This is a genomic window from Neobacillus vireti, assembly GCF_001026695.1.
GTDB lineage: Bacteria > Bacillota > Bacilli > Bacillales > Cytobacillaceae > Neobacillus > Neobacillus vireti.
In genome coordinates, this window is the sequence record NZ_LDNB01000002.1 from 177586 (window position 1) to 197283 (window position 19698).

At 38.8% G+C, this 19698-nt stretch carries 21 protein-coding genes; 14 read left to right on the forward strand and 7 right to left on the reverse strand.

The genetic code is table 11. The features are described from left to right. Window positions 1-14 precede the first annotated feature (14 nt). On the forward strand, window positions 15-1118 hold the full coding sequence (locus AA980_RS01180; RefSeq protein WP_024031029.1) for an ABC transporter ATP-binding protein: 1104 nt from the start codon (window positions 15-17) through the stop codon (window positions 1116-1118). Then, window positions 1119-2057, forward strand: a complete 939-nt coding sequence (locus AA980_RS01185) for an ABC transporter ATP-binding protein (protein WP_024031028.1) — start codon at window positions 1119-1121, stop codon at window positions 2055-2057. It abuts the gene before it with no gap. 228 nt (window positions 2058-2285) lie between these two features. On the opposite strand, the gene AA980_RS01190 is transcribed toward AA980_RS01185, so the two are convergent. After that, the gene (locus AA980_RS01190) at window positions 2286-2471 is read right to left on the reverse strand and encodes a hypothetical protein (protein ID WP_047771184.1); all 186 of its coding nucleotides are present in this window, start codon (window positions 2469-2471) and stop codon (window positions 2286-2288) included. A 586-nt stretch (window positions 2472-3057) separates the two neighbouring features. Here AA980_RS01190 and spxA point away from each other — a divergent pair. From spxA to pepF, 5 genes are all read left to right on the forward strand, one after another. Beyond that, the gene (spxA, locus tag AA980_RS01195; protein ID WP_024030332.1) at window positions 3058-3453 is read left to right on the forward strand and encodes a transcriptional regulator SpxA; all 396 of its coding nucleotides are present in this window, start codon (window positions 3058-3060) and stop codon (window positions 3451-3453) included. Window positions 3454-3708: 255 nt separating this feature from the next. Then, entirely contained in the window at window positions 3709-4380 is a 672-nt protein-coding gene (gene mecA, locus AA980_RS01200) for an adaptor protein MecA (RefSeq protein WP_024030333.1), read from the forward strand. A 63-nt stretch (window positions 4381-4443) separates the two neighbouring features. Continuing rightward, entirely contained in the window at window positions 4444-5955 is a 1512-nt protein-coding gene (cls, locus tag AA980_RS01205; RefSeq protein WP_034724822.1) for a cardiolipin synthase, read from the forward strand. A gap of 102 nt (window positions 5956-6057) precedes the next feature. Beyond that, the gene (locus AA980_RS01210) at window positions 6058-7254 is read left to right on the forward strand and encodes a competence protein CoiA (protein ID WP_024030335.1); all 1197 of its coding nucleotides are present in this window, start codon (window positions 6058-6060) and stop codon (window positions 7252-7254) included. A 118-nt stretch (window positions 7255-7372) separates the two neighbouring features. Then, window positions 7373-9193, forward strand: a complete 1821-nt coding sequence (gene pepF / locus AA980_RS01215; RefSeq protein ID WP_024030336.1) for an oligoendopeptidase F — start codon at window positions 7373-7375, stop codon at window positions 9191-9193. Window positions 9194-9232: 39 nt separating this feature from the next. Here the strand turns inward: pepF and AA980_RS27440 are convergent, their stop codons facing one another. The 4 genes from AA980_RS27440 to AA980_RS01240 all read right to left on the reverse strand — a co-directional run bounded on the left by AA980_RS27440 (window position 9233) and on the right by AA980_RS01240 (window position 11777). Further along, window positions 9233-9406: a hypothetical protein gene (locus AA980_RS27440; protein ID WP_024030337.1), complete on the reverse strand. Its 174-nt coding sequence runs from the start codon at window positions 9404-9406 to the stop codon at window positions 9233-9235. Between the two features lie 328 nt (window positions 9407-9734). After that, window positions 9735-10625 carry a ClpXP adapter SpxH family protein gene (locus AA980_RS01230; RefSeq protein ID WP_047771186.1) on the reverse strand — a complete coding sequence of 297 codons (891 nt, stop codon included), beginning with the start codon at window positions 10623-10625 and terminating at the stop codon, window positions 9735-9737. Beyond that, window positions 10591-11001 (reverse strand): globin domain-containing protein, encoded by a 411-nt coding sequence (locus AA980_RS01235; protein WP_024030340.1) that lies wholly within the window; start codon window positions 10999-11001, stop codon window positions 10591-10593. The genes AA980_RS01230 and AA980_RS01235 overlap by 35 nt, the downstream gene beginning before the upstream one ends. Window positions 11002-11180: 179 nt before the next feature. Next, window positions 11181-11777, reverse strand: a complete 597-nt coding sequence (locus AA980_RS01240) for a CYTH domain-containing protein (protein WP_024030341.1) — start codon at window positions 11775-11777, stop codon at window positions 11181-11183. A 119-nt stretch (window positions 11778-11896) separates the two neighbouring features. On the opposite strand from AA980_RS01240, the gene AA980_RS01245 reads away from it, so the two are divergent. From AA980_RS01245 to AA980_RS01260, 4 genes are read left to right on the forward strand one after another with little or no spacing between them, the layout of a single operon-like run. Continuing rightward, the gene (locus AA980_RS01245) at window positions 11897-12256 is read left to right on the forward strand and encodes a UPF0738 family protein (protein WP_024030342.1); all 360 of its coding nucleotides are present in this window, start codon (window positions 11897-11899) and stop codon (window positions 12254-12256) included. A gap of 18 nt (window positions 12257-12274) precedes the next feature. Then, window positions 12275-12913, forward strand: a complete 639-nt coding sequence (locus AA980_RS01250; RefSeq protein ID WP_024030343.1) for a GTP pyrophosphokinase — start codon at window positions 12275-12277, stop codon at window positions 12911-12913. A 53-nt stretch (window positions 12914-12966) separates the two neighbouring features. After that, a complete protein-coding gene (locus AA980_RS01255) occupies window positions 12967-13761 on the forward strand; it encodes an NAD kinase (protein WP_024030344.1) in 795 nt (264 codons plus the stop codon). Between the two features lie 14 nt (window positions 13762-13775). Then, on the forward strand, window positions 13776-14684 hold the full coding sequence (locus AA980_RS01260) for an RluA family pseudouridine synthase (RefSeq protein WP_024030345.1): 909 nt from the start codon (window positions 13776-13778) through the stop codon (window positions 14682-14684). Between the two features lie 264 nt (window positions 14685-14948). Here AA980_RS01260 and prpE read toward each other — a convergent pair whose 3' ends face one another. After that, on the reverse strand, window positions 14949-15689 hold the full coding sequence (gene prpE / locus AA980_RS01265) for a bis(5'-nucleosyl)-tetraphosphatase PrpE (protein WP_024030346.1): 741 nt from the start codon (window positions 15687-15689) through the stop codon (window positions 14949-14951). 85 nt (window positions 15690-15774) lie between these two features. Here prpE and AA980_RS01270 point away from each other — a divergent pair, with 85 nt between their 5' ends. From AA980_RS01270 to AA980_RS01280, 3 genes are all read left to right on the forward strand, one after another. Next, window positions 15775-17631: a monovalent cation:proton antiporter family protein gene (locus AA980_RS01270; protein WP_024030347.1), complete on the forward strand. Its 1857-nt coding sequence runs from the start codon at window positions 15775-15777 to the stop codon at window positions 17629-17631. 103 nt (window positions 17632-17734) lie between these two features. Beyond that, a complete protein-coding gene (gene fabI, locus AA980_RS01275) occupies window positions 17735-18505 on the forward strand; it encodes an enoyl-ACP reductase FabI (protein ID WP_024030348.1) in 771 nt (256 codons plus the stop codon). Window positions 18506-18628: 123 nt separating this feature from the next. Next, window positions 18629-19114: a CotO family spore coat protein gene (locus tag AA980_RS01280; RefSeq protein WP_024030349.1), complete on the forward strand. Its 486-nt coding sequence runs from the start codon at window positions 18629-18631 to the stop codon at window positions 19112-19114. 43 nt (window positions 19115-19157) lie between these two features. Here AA980_RS01280 and AA980_RS01285 read toward each other — a convergent pair whose 3' ends face one another. Next, entirely contained in the window at window positions 19158-19667 is a 510-nt protein-coding gene (locus AA980_RS01285) for a CotY/CotZ family spore coat protein (RefSeq protein ID WP_024030350.1), read from the reverse strand. Window positions 19668-19698 lie beyond the last annotated feature (31 nt).

Genomic DNA, 19698 nt, shown 5'->3' on the forward strand with positions numbered 1-19698 from the left:
GCAGGTGAATGGTAGTGGAGAAAATTTTACAAGTAAAAGATTTAAATATTTCGTTCCATACGTTTTCCGGTGAAGTAAAAGCCATCCGCGGTGTTAACTTTGATCTGTATAAAGGGGAAACGTTAGCGATTGTTGGTGAATCAGGCTCCGGTAAATCGGTAACCACGAAATCAATTATGCGCTTACTTCCCGAGCACAATTCGGAAATAAAAAGCGGGGAAATTCTGTTTAACGGAAAAGATTTAGCGAAATTAAAAGATAGAGAAATGCAAAAAATTAGGGGTCATGATATTTCGATGATCTTTCAAGATCCGATGACATCGCTTAATCCAACCATGAAAATTGGCAACCAGATTACCGAACCTTTAATTAAGCATCAAAACATGAGTAGACATGATGCAAAGGAAAGAGCACTTGACTTATTAAAGCTTGTGGGAATTCCAAAACCGGAAATTCGGATCAACCAATATCCGCACCAGTTTTCTGGGGGGATGAGACAAAGGGTTGTTATTGCCATTGCCTTGGCATGTAATCCGAAAATTCTAATCGCTGATGAGCCGACAACGGCACTTGACGTGACGATTCAAGCGCAAATCCTTGAATTAATGAAAGACCTGCAAAAGAAAATTGACACATCAATTATTTTCATTACTCATGACCTTGGTGTTGTAGCCAATGTAGCGGATCGTGTCGCGGTCATGTATGGCGGTAAGATTGTTGAAATTGGAACGGCTGATGAAATTTTTTATAATCCAAAGCATCCATACACATGGGGATTAATTAGCTCTATGCCAGATATGGATACAGAAGAAGAGGAATTATTCTCGATTCCAGGAACACCACCCGATTTATTGGACCCTCCAAAGGGCGATGCGTTTGCACCTCGTAATCCATTTGTCATGAAAATCGATTTAGAGCAAGAACCACCGTTCTTTAAAGTGTCTGAAACGCATTATGCAGCTACATGGTTATTACATCCGGATGCACCGCCAGTTGATCCGCCTGATGCCGTTAAGAGACGTCAAAGTCAATACTTAGAGATGACAGGTGTAAACTCTGGGGCTGTTGGATTAGATAAAGGAAATAGTCAATTCCCTGGAAAAAAGGAGGGGAAATAAATGGCTGAAAGAAAGAAGTTACTAGAAATAAAAAATTTAAAGCAATATTTTAATGAAGGAAGACCTAACGAAGTTAAAGCAGTCGATGATGTTTCCTTCGATATTTATCAAGGTGAAGTCATGGGGCTTGTGGGTGAGTCAGGCTGTGGGAAGTCGACAACAGGCCGGACAATCATCCGTTTGTATGATGCTACTGGCGGCGAGGTTCTGTATGACGGAATCAACGTCCATGGCAATAAATCAAAAAAGCAATTAAAAGCTTTTAACCGGAAAATGCAAATGATTTTCCAAGATCCATACGCGTCTCTTAATCCAAGATTAAAGATTGCCGATGTTATTGCCGAGGGAATTGACATACACGGCTTAGCAAAATCAAAGCAAGAACGGATGGAAAGAGTTTATGAGCTTTTGGAGACCGTTGGATTGAACAAAGAGCACGCTAACCGCTACCCGCATGAATTTAGCGGCGGTCAGCGTCAGCGGATTGGAATTGCTCGTGCATTAGCAGTTGAACCAGAATTTATTATTGCTGACGAACCGATTTCTGCGTTGGATGTTTCCATTCAAGCTCAGGTTGTTAACTTAATGAAAAAGCTGCAAAAAGATAAAGGGTTAACGTATCTTTTCATTGCCCACGATCTTTCAATGGTTAAATATATTAGTGATCGGATTGGTGTAATGTATTTCGGCAGGATGGTTGAGCTGGCATCCGCGGATGATCTTTATCGAAATCCACTTCACCCATATACACAGTCACTCTTATCGGCGATTCCAGCTCCTGATCCAATCAGTGAACGGACTCGCAAACGTAAATCCTATGATCCTGCGAGTCATAACTACGGGGACAATGAATCCGTTGAATTTAGAGAAGTTACTCCTGGCCATTTCGTACTTTGTTCTGAAAAGGAATTTAAGCAATATCAAGCACAATCAAAATAATAGAAAAAACGATCTCAAATTTTTGAGATCGTTTTTTTTTAAATATCAGAATTAATATCATTCGACTTTGAGAATTGTCCAGCTCCAGCGCCCTAGCGGCTAATGTCCTTCGCACTCCGCCCTACGATAAGTCAACATCGGATCGCTAACGCTCTCCGTGTTTCCTTTATCTCAGTTGGAGTGCTCCAGGCCATACGCCGCTGAACAGGGCGCTTGCGCTTTTCTTTATTATTTACGTTTCCCGCCGACAGTTTTCCAGCCAGTCTGGTATTTAGCACTCTCATCGACAAATTCACTGCGATGTTTGCCGCCGAATACTTTTTCACCAAAACTGTTTGTTATAACACCCATTAATGCTGTAATCCCAACGATTAATAAAGCAACAATGGCCAAATCTGTTATGTAAGCACCCATGCTAACACCCCTCCATTATAAGCTTACCAGAATATTCATATAGACATATTAAATATCCCCTACTGTATAGTTTATAAGAACTTGCTAGTTATTGAAAGAGGAAAGTAAATAATCAATATTAAATTTAGTTATTAAATGAATGCGTTTTCATTTTGAAGTGTTAATTGAGAATCAAACTTAATAAAATAGTAAGGTTGGCACATTATAATTTGATTAGAGGGACTCTATTATTAGCATTTTTGAACGACCCTCATAAAATGCACGAAAGGAGGCGAACATTCTAATAAGAAATATTAAAAGGTATGAAAAAAATCAATTTGATTTTGTATTATTTTGAAACTTTTAAGGGAATTATTCGTCTAATATAATGTATCAAGTTATTTGAGTTTAATTTTTGTCCGGTTAATTATTTTTGAAAAAAGGATACCTTTATTAGGAACAGTGGTGTATAATTATTAATATAAATTACTTATTTATAATTATTTTAATTAGGTATATGTAATATTTCCACTTAAAAGAGTTTAAACTTCACTATAGAGGGTATTATTAAAACGAATCGTAAATAAAAGAGGAGTGTGAAATACAGATGGTAACATTATACACTTCACCAAGTTGTACATCATGCAGAAAAGCTAAATCATGGTTAGAAGAGCATGAAATCCCATACACTGAAAGAAATATTTTTTCTGAACCATTATCAATGGAAGAGATAAAAGAAATTCTTCGAATGACCGAAGATGGAACTGATGAAATAATTTCTACAAGATCCAAAACATTTCAAAAGTTAGATGTGAACTTAGATGCAATGCCGCTTCAAGATTTGTTTGGACTTATTAAAGAGAACCCTGGTCTGCTGCGCCGACCAATTATTATCGATGAGAAACGATTGCAGGTCGGTTACAATGAAGATGAGATTAGAAGGTTCTTGCCAAGAAGAGTTAGAACGTTCCAATTGCGTGAAGCACAACGGATGGTAAACTAATAAAAAGGCCTTCTTAACTGAAGGCCTTTTTTTGTTTATTGAGCCCAATGTTTGAGGTTTCGAATACATTTTGCTACAATAAATGAAATCGACAAATAGGCGTTATAATGGATTTTTTGATTTTTGGTTTTTTTATTTCCCTTATTAGTACTTTTGTCATAAAATGAGAGTACAGGAATATTTACTTTTTTATTGGCATGATCTGCTGGGGGTATTTAGTCCCTTCAATATGGAAAATGGAAGGGAGAGGTTATGATGGAGATTGAACGCATTAATGAAAATACAGTTAAATTCTATATTTCCTATGGTGATATAGAAGAAAGAGGCTTTGACCGCGAAGAAATTTGGTACAATCGCGAGCGCAGTGAAGAACTTTTCTGGGAAATGATGGATGAAGTTCACGGTGATGAAGAATTTGTCGTTGAAGGTCCACTATGGATTCAAGTCCAAGCTCTTGATAAAGGGTTAGAGGTTCTGGTGACGAAAGCGCAGCTTTCAAAGGATGGACAAAAGTTTGAACTCCCTATTCCAAATGATAAAATAAAAGACATTCCTGTTGATGAAAAAATTGAAGAGCTATTGGATCAGCATTTTAATCCAAATCATTCTGATGAGGAGGATATTTTGCTTGAGGAAGAAACATTGGAATTTCTTCTTGTCTTTAAGGATTTTGAAGATGTCATCAGCTTATCACATCGTACAGGATTAGATGATTTAGTGACAATGCTCTATCACTTTGAAGGAAAGTATTATTTATATACTGAATTTCCCGAGGATTTATTTGAGGAAGACGAAATTGATGATATCTTAAGCGTCTTACTCGAATACGGCTATGAGACACAGCTGACGATTCATCGGATTCAAGAATATGGTAAAGAAATAATTTCAGAAAACGTTTTTGCAGAGTTACGAAAGCATTTTAGCTGATAACAGTACCGATTTCAAATTGAAATCGGTATTTTTTAAATGATGTTCTGGCAGGTGAGGTTTCTGAAAAATACAGTAAGGGTTGTCATATTTTTAGCGGTATTATCCGTACTATTGTTTTTCTTTAAGGGTCGATTGGAAAGTGGGATTTTTGGTTTCTTAAGCGTGTTAATTTCGCTGTCAGTCATATTTATTGGATTTGTCATTTTCCTTGAAAACCGCCATCCTACGCAAACGATTACATGGTTAGTAGTGTTAGGGAGTTTTCCGCTTGTGGGATTTATTTTTTATCTTCTTTTTGGCCGCAATTACCGGAAAGAGAAGATGTTTAGAAAGAAATATTTTCTTGATAAGCAGGCATTTCTAACGGTTGAAGGGGAAGATGACCCAAGGAATGAGGAAAAGCTTAGCTTAATGGGGGAGCACCAAGGAAAATTATTTAATTTGGCGCAAAAACTAGGGAACAGTCCAATTTCTTTTGATACAGCTACCAAAGTATTGTCCAATGGAGATGAAACGTTCCAGCATATTATTGAACAATTAAAAAGGGCAAGGCACCATATTCATCTTGAATATTATATAGTCCGCCATGATCATATAGGCCGGGAAATCAAGGATATTCTCATAGAAAAGGCAAATCAAGGGGTTAAAGTCCGCTTTCTATTTGATGCTGTTGGTTCATGGCAGCTTTCAAAGAGGTATATTCATGAGTTGAAAAATGCTGGCATAGAAACAGTTCCGTTTGGACCAGTAAAATTGCCCTTTTTAAATAATAAATTTAATTTCAGGAATCATCGAAAAATAATTGTGATTGATGGAACAGTTGGTTTTGTGGGCGGATTAAACATCGGTGATGAATATTTAGGAAGAGACAAGACGATAGGCTTTTGGCGCGATACCCATTTAATGCTTAAAGGAGAAGCAGTTCGGACACTGCAGCTTATTTTTTTGCAAGATTGGTATTATATGACGAACCATAGTTTTTTAACTGCTGAATATTTATCACCGCAAATTGATCACAAAAGTCATGGTGGTGTGCAGCTCATTGCCGGAGGACCTGATACTGAATGGAGCGTCATTAAAAATATTTTTTTCTCGATGATTGGATCTGCAAAAAAATCAGTTTGGATTGCCTCTCCGTATTTTATACCTGATGAAGATATTTTTTCCGCGATTAAAGTTGCTGCCCTAAGCGGAATTGATGTCAGGTTGCTCGTACCTAACCGTCCTGATAAACGTATTGTTTTTCATGCATCGAGATCTTATTTTCCTGAACTTTTGGAAGCTGGGGTAAAGGTGTACGAATATGAGCGAGGTTTTATGCATAGCAAGATCGTTATTGTTGATGAAGAACTTGCCTCGATTGGAACTTCGAACATGGATATGAGAAGCTTTCATTTAAATTTCGAAGTAAATGCGTTCTTGTTCAGGACAAAAAGTACAGAGAAGCTCGTCGTGGAATATTTAAATGATCTTAAATTTACCAAACAATTAGAGTTTTCAACTTTTCAAGAACGGCATTTGGGACTAAGACTACTAGAATCAACAGCGCGGTTACTTTCACCACTATTATAAAAAGAGGAAATTCGTCAAAATAATGACGAGTTTTCTTTTTTTTTATAAAGGATTACATAGAAATTTGTCGAATTAATAATCGTGAAAGGTGGAGAGAATGAAATGTTAAGCGCACAAACTAAATCTGGAAAAAGGATTTGTCTTGGGTTAGATTACAAAAAGGAAACTCTTTTGTATCTACGAAGCAAAGAAGAATTTATTTGTCCAATTTGCGGAGAAGAAGTTTCGCTTAAATTGGGCGATCAGCGGATTTTTCATTTTGCCCATAAGCAGGGAGGACAATGCCGCGATTTTTATGAAAATGAATCACAGTATCACATGGAAGGGAAAAAACAGCTGTATCAATGGCTAATCCGGCAAAAAATCCCATCAGTTCTAGAGTATTATGATAAGGAAATGCAGCAGCGTCCGGACATTATGTTCGAGCATAAGGGTAAGAAATATGCCTTAGAGTATCAGTGCTCCACGTTACCGGAAAAGGTTTTTATCAAAAGAACCCATAGGTATCTTGAGAAAGATTATATTCCGTTATGGATTATTTCGAGCAGCCATATCCATGCAAAAAAGAGAAATACCATTGCATTATCTAACTTTCATTATTTCTTTTTGCGGAGTACTTCTACCGGTTATCTTTATATTCCTTCATACTGCCCCGAAAAACATCTATTTCAATTGGTAGAACCGATTACTTCCTACTCTATAAAAAACGTATTCGCACACTTTTCCTTCTATCGTCCAAATGATTTGAAACTTGATGGTTTAATGGAGCCAAGTAGAAAACAACAGCTTAATCTATCAAGCTGGAATAGAGAAATTGAAAAATCCAATTTGAACTTGACACTGTACCCAGGGAAAGCACAACAACCATTTCTACATGAGATATATAACAAAAATCTTAATCTGTTCTTATTACCGCCAGAAATTGGCCTTCCAGTACCTCACTCAATATCCATCCAAACTGCTCCGATAATTTGGCAAACGTATTTATTTCTTGATGTTTTAGCCAACAAAAATCCCAACGATTTGATTACGCTTCAGGAAATTAAAGCTCACTTTAAAAAAAGGCTGATTAGGAAGGATATTATTTTGCGAAAATTACCTCAGCTAGAAGAAATCAATCCTTTAGGTGCCTTAATTGAATATTTACAACACCTTGTACGATTAGGAATTTTAAGCCGGAATGGAGAAAATCACTTTCAATTGCAGCAGAAAATTATCATTCCAAGGTCCAATCGAGAGAAGGAAGAGGCTAAAATCCTTTTTTATCAAAAAAACCAGTTAATACTTTCAGGAAAATAAATAAAAACGGGGTATAATATGGAGGATAGCACACTTTTTAAAAGGAAATTAGAACATTTAGGAGAATATACTTATTTAGGGGTCTCCCCGCAATCCGAATTTGAATGGAGGAAGAATGATGACAAATGAAACGGCTGTAAAGTCTTTGCCAGCTAGAAGTGAGATTTCAGTGGATGACACTTGGAAACTAGAGGACATTTTTGCGACTGATAAGGAATGGGAAAAAGAATTCCAAGAGGTAAAAAAACAAATTCCCGGCATTAAAGCGTTTGAAGGGAAGTTAGGAGAAAGTGCGGAGACACTTTATAATGCTCTTCAGTTCCAGGATCAACTGTTGGAGCGAATTGGAAAGCTTTATACATATTCGCATATGCGCTATGACCAGGATACAACGAACTCTTTTTACCAAGGCTTGGATGACAGAATGAAGAATTTGTATTCGCAAGCAGCCAGCCAATTGGCCTTTATTGTTCCGGAAATTCTTTCGATTGATGAAGTCAAGGTGACAAGCTTTTTGAATGAAAAGCAAGAATTAAAGCTATATGAACACGCCATCGAAGAAATTAATCTGCAAAGACCGCATGTGCTGACAGCTGAGCAGGAATCTTTATTAGCGGAAGCAAGCGAAGTAATGGATGCTTCTAGTAATACCTTCGGAATGTTAAATAATGCTGATTTGGAGTTCCCATCCATTAAAGATGAAAATGGGGAAGATGTTGAAATTACTCACGGCCGATATAGCCGTTTCTTAGAAAGCGGAGATCAGCGGGTAAGACGCGATGCCTTTAAAGCAGTTTATAAAACATATGGAGCATTTAAAAATACATTCTCAAGCACATTAAGCGGCAATGTGAAAAAGGATAATTTTAATGCAAGAGTGAGAAAGTATGATTCAGCAAGGCATGCAGCCCTTTCTGCCAACAATATTCCGGAGAGTGTGTACGATAACCTAGTCAATACTGTCACAGAAAATCTTCCATTATTACATCGCTATGTGAAGCTTCGAAAGAAAGTGCTGGGGCTTGATGAGCTTCATATGTATGATTTGTACACGCCACTTGTAAAAGATGTGAAAATGGAAATTAAATATGAGGAAGCAAAGGATTTAGTCATTAAAGGGCTGGCCCCGTTAGGTGAGGAATATGCAAAAATTCTAAAAGAGGGCTTTGATAATCGTTGGGTCGATGTTCATGAGAATAAAGGGAAGCGGAGCGGCGCTTACTCTTCTGGCGCATATGGAACACATCCGTATATTCTTATGAACTGGCAGGATAACGTGAATAATTTATTTACCTTGGCCCACGAATTCGGTCACTCTGTGCATAGCTATTATACACGGAAATCACAGCCATATCCGTATGGAAACTACTCGATTTTTGTTGCTGAAGTGGCTTCGACCTGTAATGAAGCATTATTAAATGATTATTTATTGAAAACGATTGATGATGAACAGAAACGTATCTACCTCCTTAATCACTATTTAGAAGGGTTTAGAGGAACGGTATTCAGGCAGACGATGTTTGCGGAGTTTGAGCATTTAATTCATCAAAAAGCTCAAAATAATGAGGCATTAACCGCTGATGCTTTAACAGAGGCCTATTATGAATTGAATAAGAAGTATTTTGGTGAAGAGGATATTGTAATCGATGAGGAAATCGGCTTAGAGTGGGCGAGAATTCCGCATTTTTATTACAATTATTATGTGTACCAGTACGCTACCGGCTTCAGTGCTGCAACTGCTTTAAGCAAGCAAATTTTAGAAGAAGGCGAGCCAGCAGTAAAACGCTATATTCAGGAGTTCTTAAGTGCTGGAAGCTCTGACTATCCAATTGAAGTGCTAAAGAAAGCTGGAGTCGACATGACGAGTGCAGATCCTGTTAAGAATGCTTGTAAGGTATTTGAAGAAAAACTGAATGAATTAGAGCGATTATTATCATAAGCGCAGCAAAAAGGATGGTTTCTTTACGAAGCCATCCTTTTAAAACCCTTTAAATCGTTTTCGATTATTCAGGTAAATGATGAAAAGTAAAATTGAAATAAACAGAATTGGCGTACTTAATAATAACGGGAAAATCTTCATCAAAGCTAGGATATGAAGAAAAAAAGCAATCAGGATGAAGACAATCATGCTGATAAGAGATAATTTGCCCATTCTAAAACTCCACCTTTTTCACGGTTACTTCCTTTTATGTTTATTGTCCCATTCATGAAAATATGACAATTATGTGAAATTAAGCACAAACTATTGTCATGTATTCAAAGGCATGCTATATTATATATGTGAAGTTAATCACAACAAACATATACCCCTTTTGTTTGACCGTGAAAAATTTCTCCCATCCCCTTTGTTCGTATAAATAGAAAAATGCCTTGCAACTTTTAAGCTGCAAGGCATTTTCGTTTTTATGAAATGAAGGCTGACGTAGCTAGCAGGAAGAAAATAGACAAATGACCAGAATATTTTTATTCCAGCGATTTGCCTATTCATCAATATACCTCCAAAATGTTCCGTATTTCGCGGGGATCTGTTCCACGACCTGTTTTAAAAGTAGTTTTTTCATTTCCCGTTCAATTTGCGCAATGGGCATATTATAAACAACGGAAATTTCCTTTGAGGCGACAAATTTAAAAAACTTCATAAATGTTTCTAATGGAGGCGGCGGCGATTTCATTGGTTTCTTTGGAAGCATTTCCTCTAAAATTTGTACATAGACCTCATAGGGATAGCTCCCGGTAATTTTGATGCCTTCATCCTCGGCATTTTCATTAAAAAATACCAATGTTGGAATTTCGATTACTTCCATTTCCGCTGTTATTTTCAAATCACATTGGAATGCTTTTGCAGCACTTTCAGAATGAATATCAATCATAAATTCTTCAACATCCAATCCGGAACGGCCGGCGCAATCCTTTAACACCTCTAGATTAGAAATGTTTTGCTTTTCTAAAAATAACATCTCTTGAATTTTCCGAAGAAAACGAAACCCAGCACGTCTTCCCTGTAATTCAGCTGCTTTAAGCGCAATTGAAACGGTAGACGGAGTATCCACCGGATTCTCTAACCAAAGACTTCCATCGCATGACATTCCTGATTTGCTTGCTATTTTCTCCCAGACTTGAGCGATATTCTCATAGTTTTTCTTTTTACTCAAATTTAAATTGGCCAGCCGTCCGCTTAAAACATTTTTAATGGAAAAATACTGTCCATATTCAATTCTTAGTTTTTTTAGAATGGGTTCAAGTCCCCAACATTCAGGGCATAAAGGATCAATAAACATGTAAATTTCAATGGGTTTTTTATCAATGCCGCTGCACTTAGAGCCATGTAATGTAAAATTATTCACGATTTTCACCTGATAAATCGCCGCCATCTGGAGTATTAATCATATGTTGCGCCGTAAGGTACAGTCGTGAGAAAAATTCCTCTCGTATCGGGCCTTCCAGTTCAACCTTGTCCATTGCTTGTTCCATGCAGGATAACCAGGCTTTCGAACGTGTTGGTGTAACAGGGAAGGGCAAATGGCGCGCACGCATCATTGGATGACCATGCTCTTCGGTATAAATGGGCGGACCACCTAAATATTGAGTCAAAAATTGCTTTTGTTTTCGGGCAATTTCTGTGAATTTATTTGGAAAAATTGGAGCAAGATCAGGATGTTGTGCAACAAGGCCATAAAAGGTATCCACAAGCCGGTTTAAATTATCTTCACCAATGACCTCAAATGGTGTAAGCTTTTTCTCAATCATGTTGACAACTCCTTAAATGTCTTTCGTTGTTCTTATTTTATCAATGACCCTTTCATATCTCAAATTAATTGCCTTAAGAAAGAGGTGTAATCACTTGAATACAGTCTTAATGTATACAAAGTTGTTGTTTATTGGTAAAAACAGGAGAAAATTGGCGGTTGAGAGCCTTCCTTGAATCGTTAAATATCCAATAGATTCTGCTGTTTATATTTTTGATGATAAAAGCGGCGGATTTTGTTGTCTGTTTTTCGCTCCGGAATCTGAAATTGATTAAGAAGCTCCAGAAAAACACGCTTTCCTTCCTGATAGTTTTCCACCTCATACTCTAATTCAAAGTCTTCCTTATTCAGATAGAAACTTTGATCAAGTACTAGTAATCCATTCTTATATGCCAATTCCACCCTGTTTGTTGATAAAGAGCCGAAATACTCGATCGTAGAAAAATTGACATTTTCTTTTTTTAAAAGGTTTTGGATTAAACCAGCAGGAAGCTTCCTAGAATGGATTGCTTGTTCTGCCTCTTTATAACTCAATGTCTGATTCGTCTCGAGAATACCAACCGCTGCCGGCTGCTTTAGGGTCATCTCAAATGACCGCTGTTTTTTGCGGATTCTTAGTGCAGATCCTAGCTCTTTTAAGGTGAAATCAGGAGTATCAAAGTAGTGATTTTCTTGACTGAAAATTTGACTTTTATCTATATTGAATTCCAAGAGAAACCTTTCATATTCCTCTTTTGTAAGCATATTCTTAAATTCAATCTCAATATTTTGCGACATTGCATGTCTTCCTTTCAGAAAATGATTATTTTATTTTCTCGTCTTCAACTCATACTCCTATCCTTGGGAGAAATGGGTGAATTATGCTAAAATAAAAAGGTGAAGATGGAGGTATGAAAATGAAGAAAAGAATAACAATTCTAAAGGCAAGCATAACAGAAAATCGACTATTGTTAGAAGCAAATGAACCCATCAGCGGATTAGTTCCTGCAGAACAAATCCTTGTCGACACTAAGCAATACTCATTTATTTACTTAATGGAGGCTAAAGAAGATTATACATATATTGAAATACCAGAACAAATCTGGTCTTTCTTAAAGTCCGCTCAAGAGCAAAAGTTACCGGTGTGGATCAATTTTCAGGACCAACAATTAGAACTTTTACATTTCCATGAGGAGTTAGAATATGTCATTAGCAATATTGGCGGGAATAGTAATTATGGAAAAGAAATGGTCACAAAAGTAGAGGCTATTTTTTAGAGATAAAGAGGTGGATTCATGAAGCATTGGGACCTATTTTTAGCACCCTATAAACAGGCTGTAGCAGAGCTGAAAATAAAATTAAAGGGGATGAGGGGGCAATTTGATCTCGATTCAACTCATTCTCCTATAGAGTTTGTTACCGGACGGGTAAAACCTATAGCAAGCATTCTCGATAAAGCCAATCAAAAAGGAATTCCGCTCGAGAATTTGGAAGCGGAAATGCAGGATATTGCGGGAATGCGGATCATGTGTCAATTTGTCGATGATATATATACCGTGGTTGAATTATTAAGGAATCGTAATGACTTTGAAATTGTTGAGGATAGAGATTATATTTCCCATAAAAAGTCCAGCGGATACCGATCGTACCATATAGTCATTTGCTATCCAGTCCAAACAATCCACGGGGAAAAAAAGATTCTTGCCGAGATTCAAATCAGGACGCTGTCGATGAACTTTTGGGCGACGATTGAGCATTCGCTAAACTATAAGTACAAAGGAATCTTTCCAAACGATATTAAAATGAGGCTCCAAAGAGCCGCTGAAGCTTCCTTTCGGCTTGACGAGGAAATGTCATTGATCCGCGGGGAAATCCAAGAAGCACAAGCTTTTTTTACAAGAAAAAAGGAGTTTAAGCAGGAAGAGAAGAACTAAACTAATGACTTGACGCTCTTTAACAAGTATTACAGTACAAGGAGTATAAACCTATGAAATTTGCGATTACATCAAAAGGAGATCAGAAATCAAATATTTTGATGCACAAAATGAGAACTTATTTACTTGATTTTGATCTTAAGTACGATGAGGACCAGCCGGATATCGTTGTATCCATTGGCGGTGATGGGACACTTCTTTACGCCTTTCACCGCTACAAAAGCCGTTTAAGTAAAACTGCTTTCGTAGGAATTCATACGGGGCATCTTGGGTTTTATGCTGATTGGACCCCCGATGAAATTGAGAAGCTCGTAATTGCGATTGCCAAAACTCCGTTTCAGGTTGTGGAATACCCGCTGCTTGAAGTTATCATTCGTTACTCGCATGCCGGAAAGGAATCGAGATATTTAGCCTTAAACGAATCTACAGTAAAAAGTGTCGAGGGGACGCTCGTCATGGATGTAGAAATCCGCGGTCAGCATTTCGAAAGATTTCGTGGGGATGGCCTTTGCGTTTCTACTCCTTCTGGAAGTACAGCTTATAACAAAGCGCTTGGCGGAGCGATTATCCATCCATCCATTTCTGCCATTCAAGTAGCTGAAATGGCGTCAATCAATAACAAAGTTTTTCGAACAGTGGGTTCACCCCTCATCCTGCCAGCGCATCACACATGTATGTTAAAGCCTGTGAACCGCACCGATTTTCAGGTTACAGTCGATCACCTAACACTGCTGCATAAGGATGTAAAATCGATTCAATTCAGGGTGCCTGAAGAAAAAATTCGTTTTGCCCGGTTCCGGCCGTTTCCTTTCTGGAAAAGGGTTCATGATTCGTTTATTTCGGATTGAAAGAGGGGACCTCTATGACGGCTTCTCGTTTTCAAATGAATTGGATTATAGCACAGGGTGATGCCGGAAAGCTAATAAAGGAATTTTTAAAACACGAAGAAATCTCACGAACGGCCCTAACGGATATTAAGTTTAAGGGTGGCAGTATCCAAGTAAATGGCGGGGAAGTGAATGTCCGTTATAAGCTGGAAGCTGGCGATAGATTAACCGTTGTTTTTCCAGTCGAGAACCCGAGCGAGGGGGTTGGCGGCGAAGATATCCCGTTGAAGATTCTGTTTGAAGATGAATACCTGTTAGTTGTTAATAAGCCTGCTGGTATGAATACGATTCCCTCACGGGAGCATCCTGAAGGAAGCTTAGCAAATGCGCTTGTCGGCTATTATCAGCGCATCGGCCTTCAGGCTGCTCCGCATATCGTCACCCGGCTTGACAGGGATACTTCGGGAATTGTGTTGATCGCCAAGCATCGCCATGTGCATCATTTGTTTAGTATGATGCAGCAAGGGGGGCAAGTTAATCGGACGTATGAGGCTTTTGCTGGTGGAGTGATTTCGCAGGACTTCGGTACTGTTCGCGAGCCGATAGGACGTAAACAGGAAAGTATTATTGAGAGGGAAGTTCGTAGCGACGGTCAATATGCCTGCACCCATTATCGGGTGATTGCGAGGCATCGTCAATTTACATATACTGAGCTGCAACTCGAAACGGGACGGACCCATCAAATAAGGGTACATATGTCTTTCAAAGGGCACCCGCTGCTTGGCGATGATTTGTATGGCGGTGATGTATCATTAATTGATAGGCAGGCCCTCCATTGTAAAAATGTCAAATTTACACACCCGTTTTCATTGAAGGAAATGACCTTTACGGCACCGCTCCCATCGGATATGAGCAAAATATTAGAGGCCGACCCGCTTTTATAGGGATTAGCCTTTTTCATTTTTTAGAAAAAAGTATAAAATTTTTGACTTTGAGAATTGTCCAGCTCCAGCGCCCTAGCGGCTATTGTCCTTCGCTCTCCGCCCTACGATAAGTCAACATCGGTTCGCTACGCTCACCGTGTTTCCTTTATCTCAGTTGGAGCGCTCCACAAGGAAAGCTTCGACAGCATATACCATCGCACGAAGAAAAAGCGTTAGCTTTTTCGAGGAGGCCATACGCCGCTGACCAGGGCGCTTACGCTTTTCTCAGTCAAATTGTTTAAATTTTCCCTCGATATATGGCATAGTAGAAACAACAGAAACCAAGTCCATTTCCGGGTACCTTAATGCGGTCAGTTTGCCGCCGAAAACAGCACCGGTATCAATGTTATAAGTATTGTTGATAATTCGCGGCTCCTTCACGGGGGTATGTCCGTATACAATACAGGCATCACCGTGATACTCCTTGGCCCAATCCCGTCTGACCGGCGAACCGTCTGGATGCTTTTCACCCGTTATATCACCGTAAAGAACAAACTCCTTCACCTTACCATGGGTTTGTCCGATAAATTCCTGTTTGATTCCTGCGTGGGCAATAACCAGCTTTTGTTTGTCTAATACTAAATAAAGTGGCGCTTTTTCATAAAGCTCGATAAATTTTTTACGAATGGATTGCTGCTCTTTTTTATATAATGATTCATATTCTGCAACCGTTGTTTCAAGCCCATGGGCAATTTGGACCTTGTTGCCCAGGAAGAAACGGTATAACTTATTACAGTGATTACCTGGCGTGTAGATAGCAGTTTTATCCTTGATAACAAGCTGCCAAACAACCTCAATGACCTTAATCGATTCTGACCCTCGGTCAGTTAAATCGCCAACAAAACCGAGTATTCTACCGCCGGGATGGATTGGTACACCACCGGTCCAACTATAGCCCAGTTCTAATGTGAGCTCGGTAAATTCGCTGAAACATCCGTGGACATCGCCGATAATATCAATCTGCATAGGATGAAGCCCCCTTTTCTTTTATTTTTTGTGAAATAGTCAGATTTTATAAACGGAATCCCTAGTTTTGAGAGGTGGAACAATAATGGAACAGCATTTATCAGTTATCTCTTTACTAATTGTTGTCACAATGGCATTTTTAACGCCGATTATCCTCCATCGGTTAAAAATAAATTTTATTCCTGTTGTCGTTGCCGAAATTATTATCGGACTTATTATTGGAAAAAGTGGCTTCGATGTCGTTCATCAAGACATGTGGCTCTCAACACTCTCGACCCTCGGCTTTATCTTCCTCATGTTTTTAAGCGGTCTTGAGATTGATTTCACTGCCTTTACTGGTAGGAAAAAGCGACAGAAACTTCCAAATGGGAAAATGGAGCCGAATTCATTTGCCGTTGCAACCATCATCTTTGCCGGAATTTTTGTTTTTTCATTAGGATTATCCTACCTGTTTGTCATCGCTGGATTTATTGATAATGCCTTCTTAATGACACTGATTATCTCGACGATTTCACTCGGTGTTGTTGTGCCCACCCTGAAAGAAGCCCAGCTAATGAAAACTGTTATTGGGCAAATCATTTTATTGGTTGCCGTCATCGCTGACTTAGTAACGATGGTCTTACTTGCGGTCTTTGTCTCGCTAAATGAGCCGAAGCATGGGAATACATGGCTGTTATTAATTTTGTTTGCTGCTGGTATTGTGCTTTATTTTGTCGGAAAAAGATTTAAAAATAGGACTTTTATTGAGACGTTGTCAACAGGTACGGTACAAATCGGAACTCGAGCAGTGTTTACACTCATCATTGTTCTAGTTGGATTGTCAGAAACCCTCGGTGCGGAAAATATTCTCGGTGCCTTTCTTGCCGGTGTGCTCGTATCGTTATTATCGCCTAATCAGGAGCTTGTCCATAAGCTTGACTCATTCGGATATGGTTTTTTGATTCCAATCTTTTTCGTGATGGTCGGGGTGAATCTTGATGTCTTGTCACTTTTTAGTGAAAAAAAACTTCTGTTATTAATCCCGCTCTTATTGATTGGGCTTCTCTTATCAAAACTTGTGCCTGTGTATCTTTTAAAAATTTGGTACGATAAGAAAACAGTTTTTGCATCGGGATTCCTGTTAACTTCAACCCTTTCACTTGTGATAGCCGCCGCAACAATTGGCGAGAGAATCGGGGTTATATCAGAACAGATGAAGGGGACATTAATATTGGTTGCCGTAATCACCTCTATTTTTACGCCGATTTTATTTAAAAAGTTGATTCCGAAAGAAGTCGCTGTGAATAAAAAGCTGCCAGTGGCTTTCCTAGGAGCCAATCAAGTTACCCTTTCATTGTCCCGGGAATTAAAATCGGGTTTATATGATCCGGTGCTTTATCATCTGCAAATGGATAAATCAGAGAAGCAGATTGCAGACTCGCTTTTTGAAATCGTTGAAATTCCTGATTATACAATTGATACGATTGCTCAAACCCAGGTTTTTCAATCAGAAATTGTGGTCATTTCAACAGGAAATGAGGAGCAGAATGCGGCCCTGGCGATTAGAGCAAAAGAAAACGGTGTTCCACGGGTAATTGCCCGAATTGAAAGTCCAGATATCGAGCAGAGCTTACGAGACCATCAAATCGAAGTGTTTTCTTCCTTTATGTCAACAAAGATGCTGCTTCGTGCGTTAATTGAATCGCCTGCCGTCATAAACATCCTTTCGAATCAAGAGACAGGGCTTTATGAAATTGTTATGATGAACAGTCAATTTGATGGTATGACGTTACGCAAATTTCCGTTTACTGGCGATATTATTTTTGTCCGGATATTTAGAGACAAGGATTCAATCGTCCCACATGGGGATACCGAGCTTCAGCTGCATGACCGCTTGATTGTTACAGGTACAAAGGAGTATGTGGATGAACTGAAAAGAGAACTGGAATTCTGTGAAAGCTGATAAATTTTTTATTAAATACGCAGCCCTTTTCATTTTTCAAATAGTAGTGTAAAATTAGTACCAAGTACTAATAACTTGTATTTATTGTGGGAGGAATTTTTCAATGAGTCTTTCGTTAACTGGAAAAACATATGTTGTTATGGGTGTCGCCAATAAACGCAGTATTGCATGGGGAATTGCGCGGTCATTGCATAATGCGGGAGCAAGATTAATTTTTACGTATGCAGGGGAAAGAATTGAGAGCAGTGTTCGTGATTTAGCCAATTCTTTAGAAGCGGAAGGAACGCTTGTCCTTCCATGTGATGTAACTAGCGATGAAGCAATTGCAACTTGTTTTGCAGAAATAAAAGAGGCAGTTGGAACGATTCATGGACTCGCACATTGCATTGCATTTGCAAAAACAGATGAGTTAAAAGGTGAATTTGTGAACACGTCTAGAGATGGATTCCTACTCGCACAAAATATCAGCTCCTATTCTCTAACGGCAGTGGCTAAAGAAGCCCGAGGATTGATGGCTGAAGGCGGCAGCATTGTGACATTAACCTATTTAGGCGGCGAGCGTGCCATTCCAAACTATAATGTCATGGGTGTAGCGAAAGCATCTTTAGATGCAAGCGTCCGTTATTTAGCAGCTGATCTCGGAAAAGACGGCATTCGTGTTAACTCGATTTCCGCTGGTCCAATCCGTACCTTATCAGCAAAAGCCATTGGAGAGTTTAATTCTATTTTAAATGAGATTGAAGAAAGAGCACCTTTACGTAGAACAACTACTCCGGAAGAAGTCGGTGACACAGCTCTATTCCTTTTCAGTGAACTTTCCCGAGGAATTACCGGCGAAAACATTCATGTTGATTCAGGATATCATATTTTGTAATTTCTTAAAGCCCGCAGCCATGCGGGCTTTTTATATTTAAGAAATTGAGAATTTGCTGTTAACGGTGATAGGCATTTCGCATACATATAAAGTGTAGGATTACGTAATTAGGAGGTGCTTTGCATGTCTAAAAAGAAAAGTCAACACCCGCTGCTATATGTGGATCAGTCATTTTCAAGGACTCCTTCTAACAACAACATGCAGGAAGTTTATACAAACAAGCGGGAACAAAAGCAAGGAGATGACATCAGAAGGAAGATTTCTCTTTCGAAGAAGGAGTCCATCGAACCGATACCAATCGAGATAAACAATTCAGAGGATTTTGAATCCTCATCATCTACTCAGCATCAAGAAAGAAACAAAACTGCATTTACGCGGGTAAGACCCTTCAAAGATATGGACCTAACTGAGCGCTTAGACTATTTAATCAACTTTCCAAAAGTCCTTCCCCCTGTGCCGTGTGTCTTTTATACAGCTGAAAGAAATTATCAGGGGTACTTAAAAGAGTACAACGGCAGCCAGGTAACCATCCAATTCCATGACCAATCGTCAAAAACATTTCCTATTGATGAATTAAAGAATGTCATTATGATTGGGATCAAAAAATAGTCAAAAAAAAAGCCAGCCGATTTATCCCGACTGGCTCATTTTTTTAATTGCATAATCCCAAGTTAACATCGGCAATACATTGAACGGCACAGAAGCACTTTAAATCAACTGTAATGCAGTCGTTGCTTGCGCGGAATCGCTCAACCTGGCACACTTTTGAAAGGTCAATACAACATTTGTCTCCACTGGAAACAAGGTTTACTGGAACAAAGTGTCCGCCTTCACGGCGTCCTGGCACTAACACACGAAGTGTTGCACAACAGTTGTCAAATACATCTTCTACGCGGAAGTAGATGGATACACAAGCATTGTGTTCGTTGCTGAAAAACGCATGAAATGGAGAACCGTCTTCCGTACTTAAAACAAACACACGAGTATCAACAGGCTCTCTCCTTGCTGGTGACACTAATGTTCCCAGCGGCTCTGTAAAACAACTGGAACACTCTGCACATTCTTCTTCAACAGCGGTGTCTTGAATATCTTTAATGGCACGAACTACTTCGCAGACACAGTTGCCACTGCGAAAATCGTCATTATTATTTCCACAACCCATTTATTTTTCCTCCTTAATCCGTGATATATAT

Coding starts and splice junctions, on each gene's coding strand:
- AA980_RS01280 (WP_024030349.1), top strand. CDS start 18,629: ATGTCTAAAAAGAAAAGTCAACACCCGCTGCTATATGTGGATCAGTCA.
- AA980_RS01250 (WP_024030343.1), top strand. CDS start 12,275: ATGAAGCATTGGGACCTATTTTTAGCACCCTATAAACAGGCTGTAGCA.
- AA980_RS27440 (WP_024030337.1), bottom strand. CDS start 9,406: ATGGGCAAATTATCTCTTATCAGCATGATTGTCTTCATCCTGATTGCT.
- AA980_RS01255 (WP_024030344.1), top strand. CDS start 12,967: ATGAAATTTGCGATTACATCAAAAGGAGATCAGAAATCAAATATTTTG.
- pepF (WP_024030336.1), top strand. CDS start 7,373: ATGACAAATGAAACGGCTGTAAAGTCTTTGCCAGCTAGAAGTGAGATT.
- AA980_RS01185 (WP_024031028.1), top strand. CDS start 1,119: ATGGCTGAAAGAAAGAAGTTACTAGAAATAAAAAATTTAAAGCAATAT.
- AA980_RS01210 (WP_024030335.1), top strand. CDS start 6,058: ATGTTAAGCGCACAAACTAAATCTGGAAAAAGGATTTGTCTTGGGTTA.
- AA980_RS01240 (WP_024030341.1), bottom strand. CDS start 11,777: ATGTCGCAAAATATTGAGATTGAATTTAAGAATATGCTTACAAAAGAG.
- AA980_RS01230 (WP_047771186.1), bottom strand. CDS start 10,625: ATGGCGGCGATTTATCAGGTGAAAATCGTGAATAATTTTACATTACAT.
- fabI (WP_024030348.1), top strand. CDS start 17,735: ATGAGTCTTTCGTTAACTGGAAAAACATATGTTGTTATGGGTGTCGCC.
- AA980_RS01285 (WP_024030350.1), bottom strand. CDS start 19,667: ATGGGTTGTGGAAATAATAATGACGATTTTCGCAGTGGCAACTGTGTC.
- mecA (WP_024030333.1), top strand. CDS start 3,709: ATGGAGATTGAACGCATTAATGAAAATACAGTTAAATTCTATATTTCC.
- AA980_RS01235 (WP_024030340.1), bottom strand. CDS start 11,001: ATGATTGAGAAAAAGCTTACACCATTTGAGGTCATTGGTGAAGATAAT.
- AA980_RS01270 (WP_024030347.1), top strand. CDS start 15,775: ATGGAACAGCATTTATCAGTTATCTCTTTACTAATTGTTGTCACAATG.
- spxA (WP_024030332.1), top strand. CDS start 3,058: ATGGTAACATTATACACTTCACCAAGTTGTACATCATGCAGAAAAGCT.
- AA980_RS01245 (WP_024030342.1), top strand. CDS start 11,897: ATGAAGAAAAGAATAACAATTCTAAAGGCAAGCATAACAGAAAATCGA.
- prpE (WP_024030346.1), bottom strand. CDS start 15,689: ATGCAGATTGATATTATCGGCGATGTCCACGGATGTTTCAGCGAATTT.
- AA980_RS01190 (WP_047771184.1), bottom strand. CDS start 2,471: ATGGGTGCTTACATAACAGATTTGGCCATTGTTGCTTTATTAATCGTT.
- AA980_RS01260 (WP_024030345.1), top strand. CDS start 13,776: ATGACGGCTTCTCGTTTTCAAATGAATTGGATTATAGCACAGGGTGAT.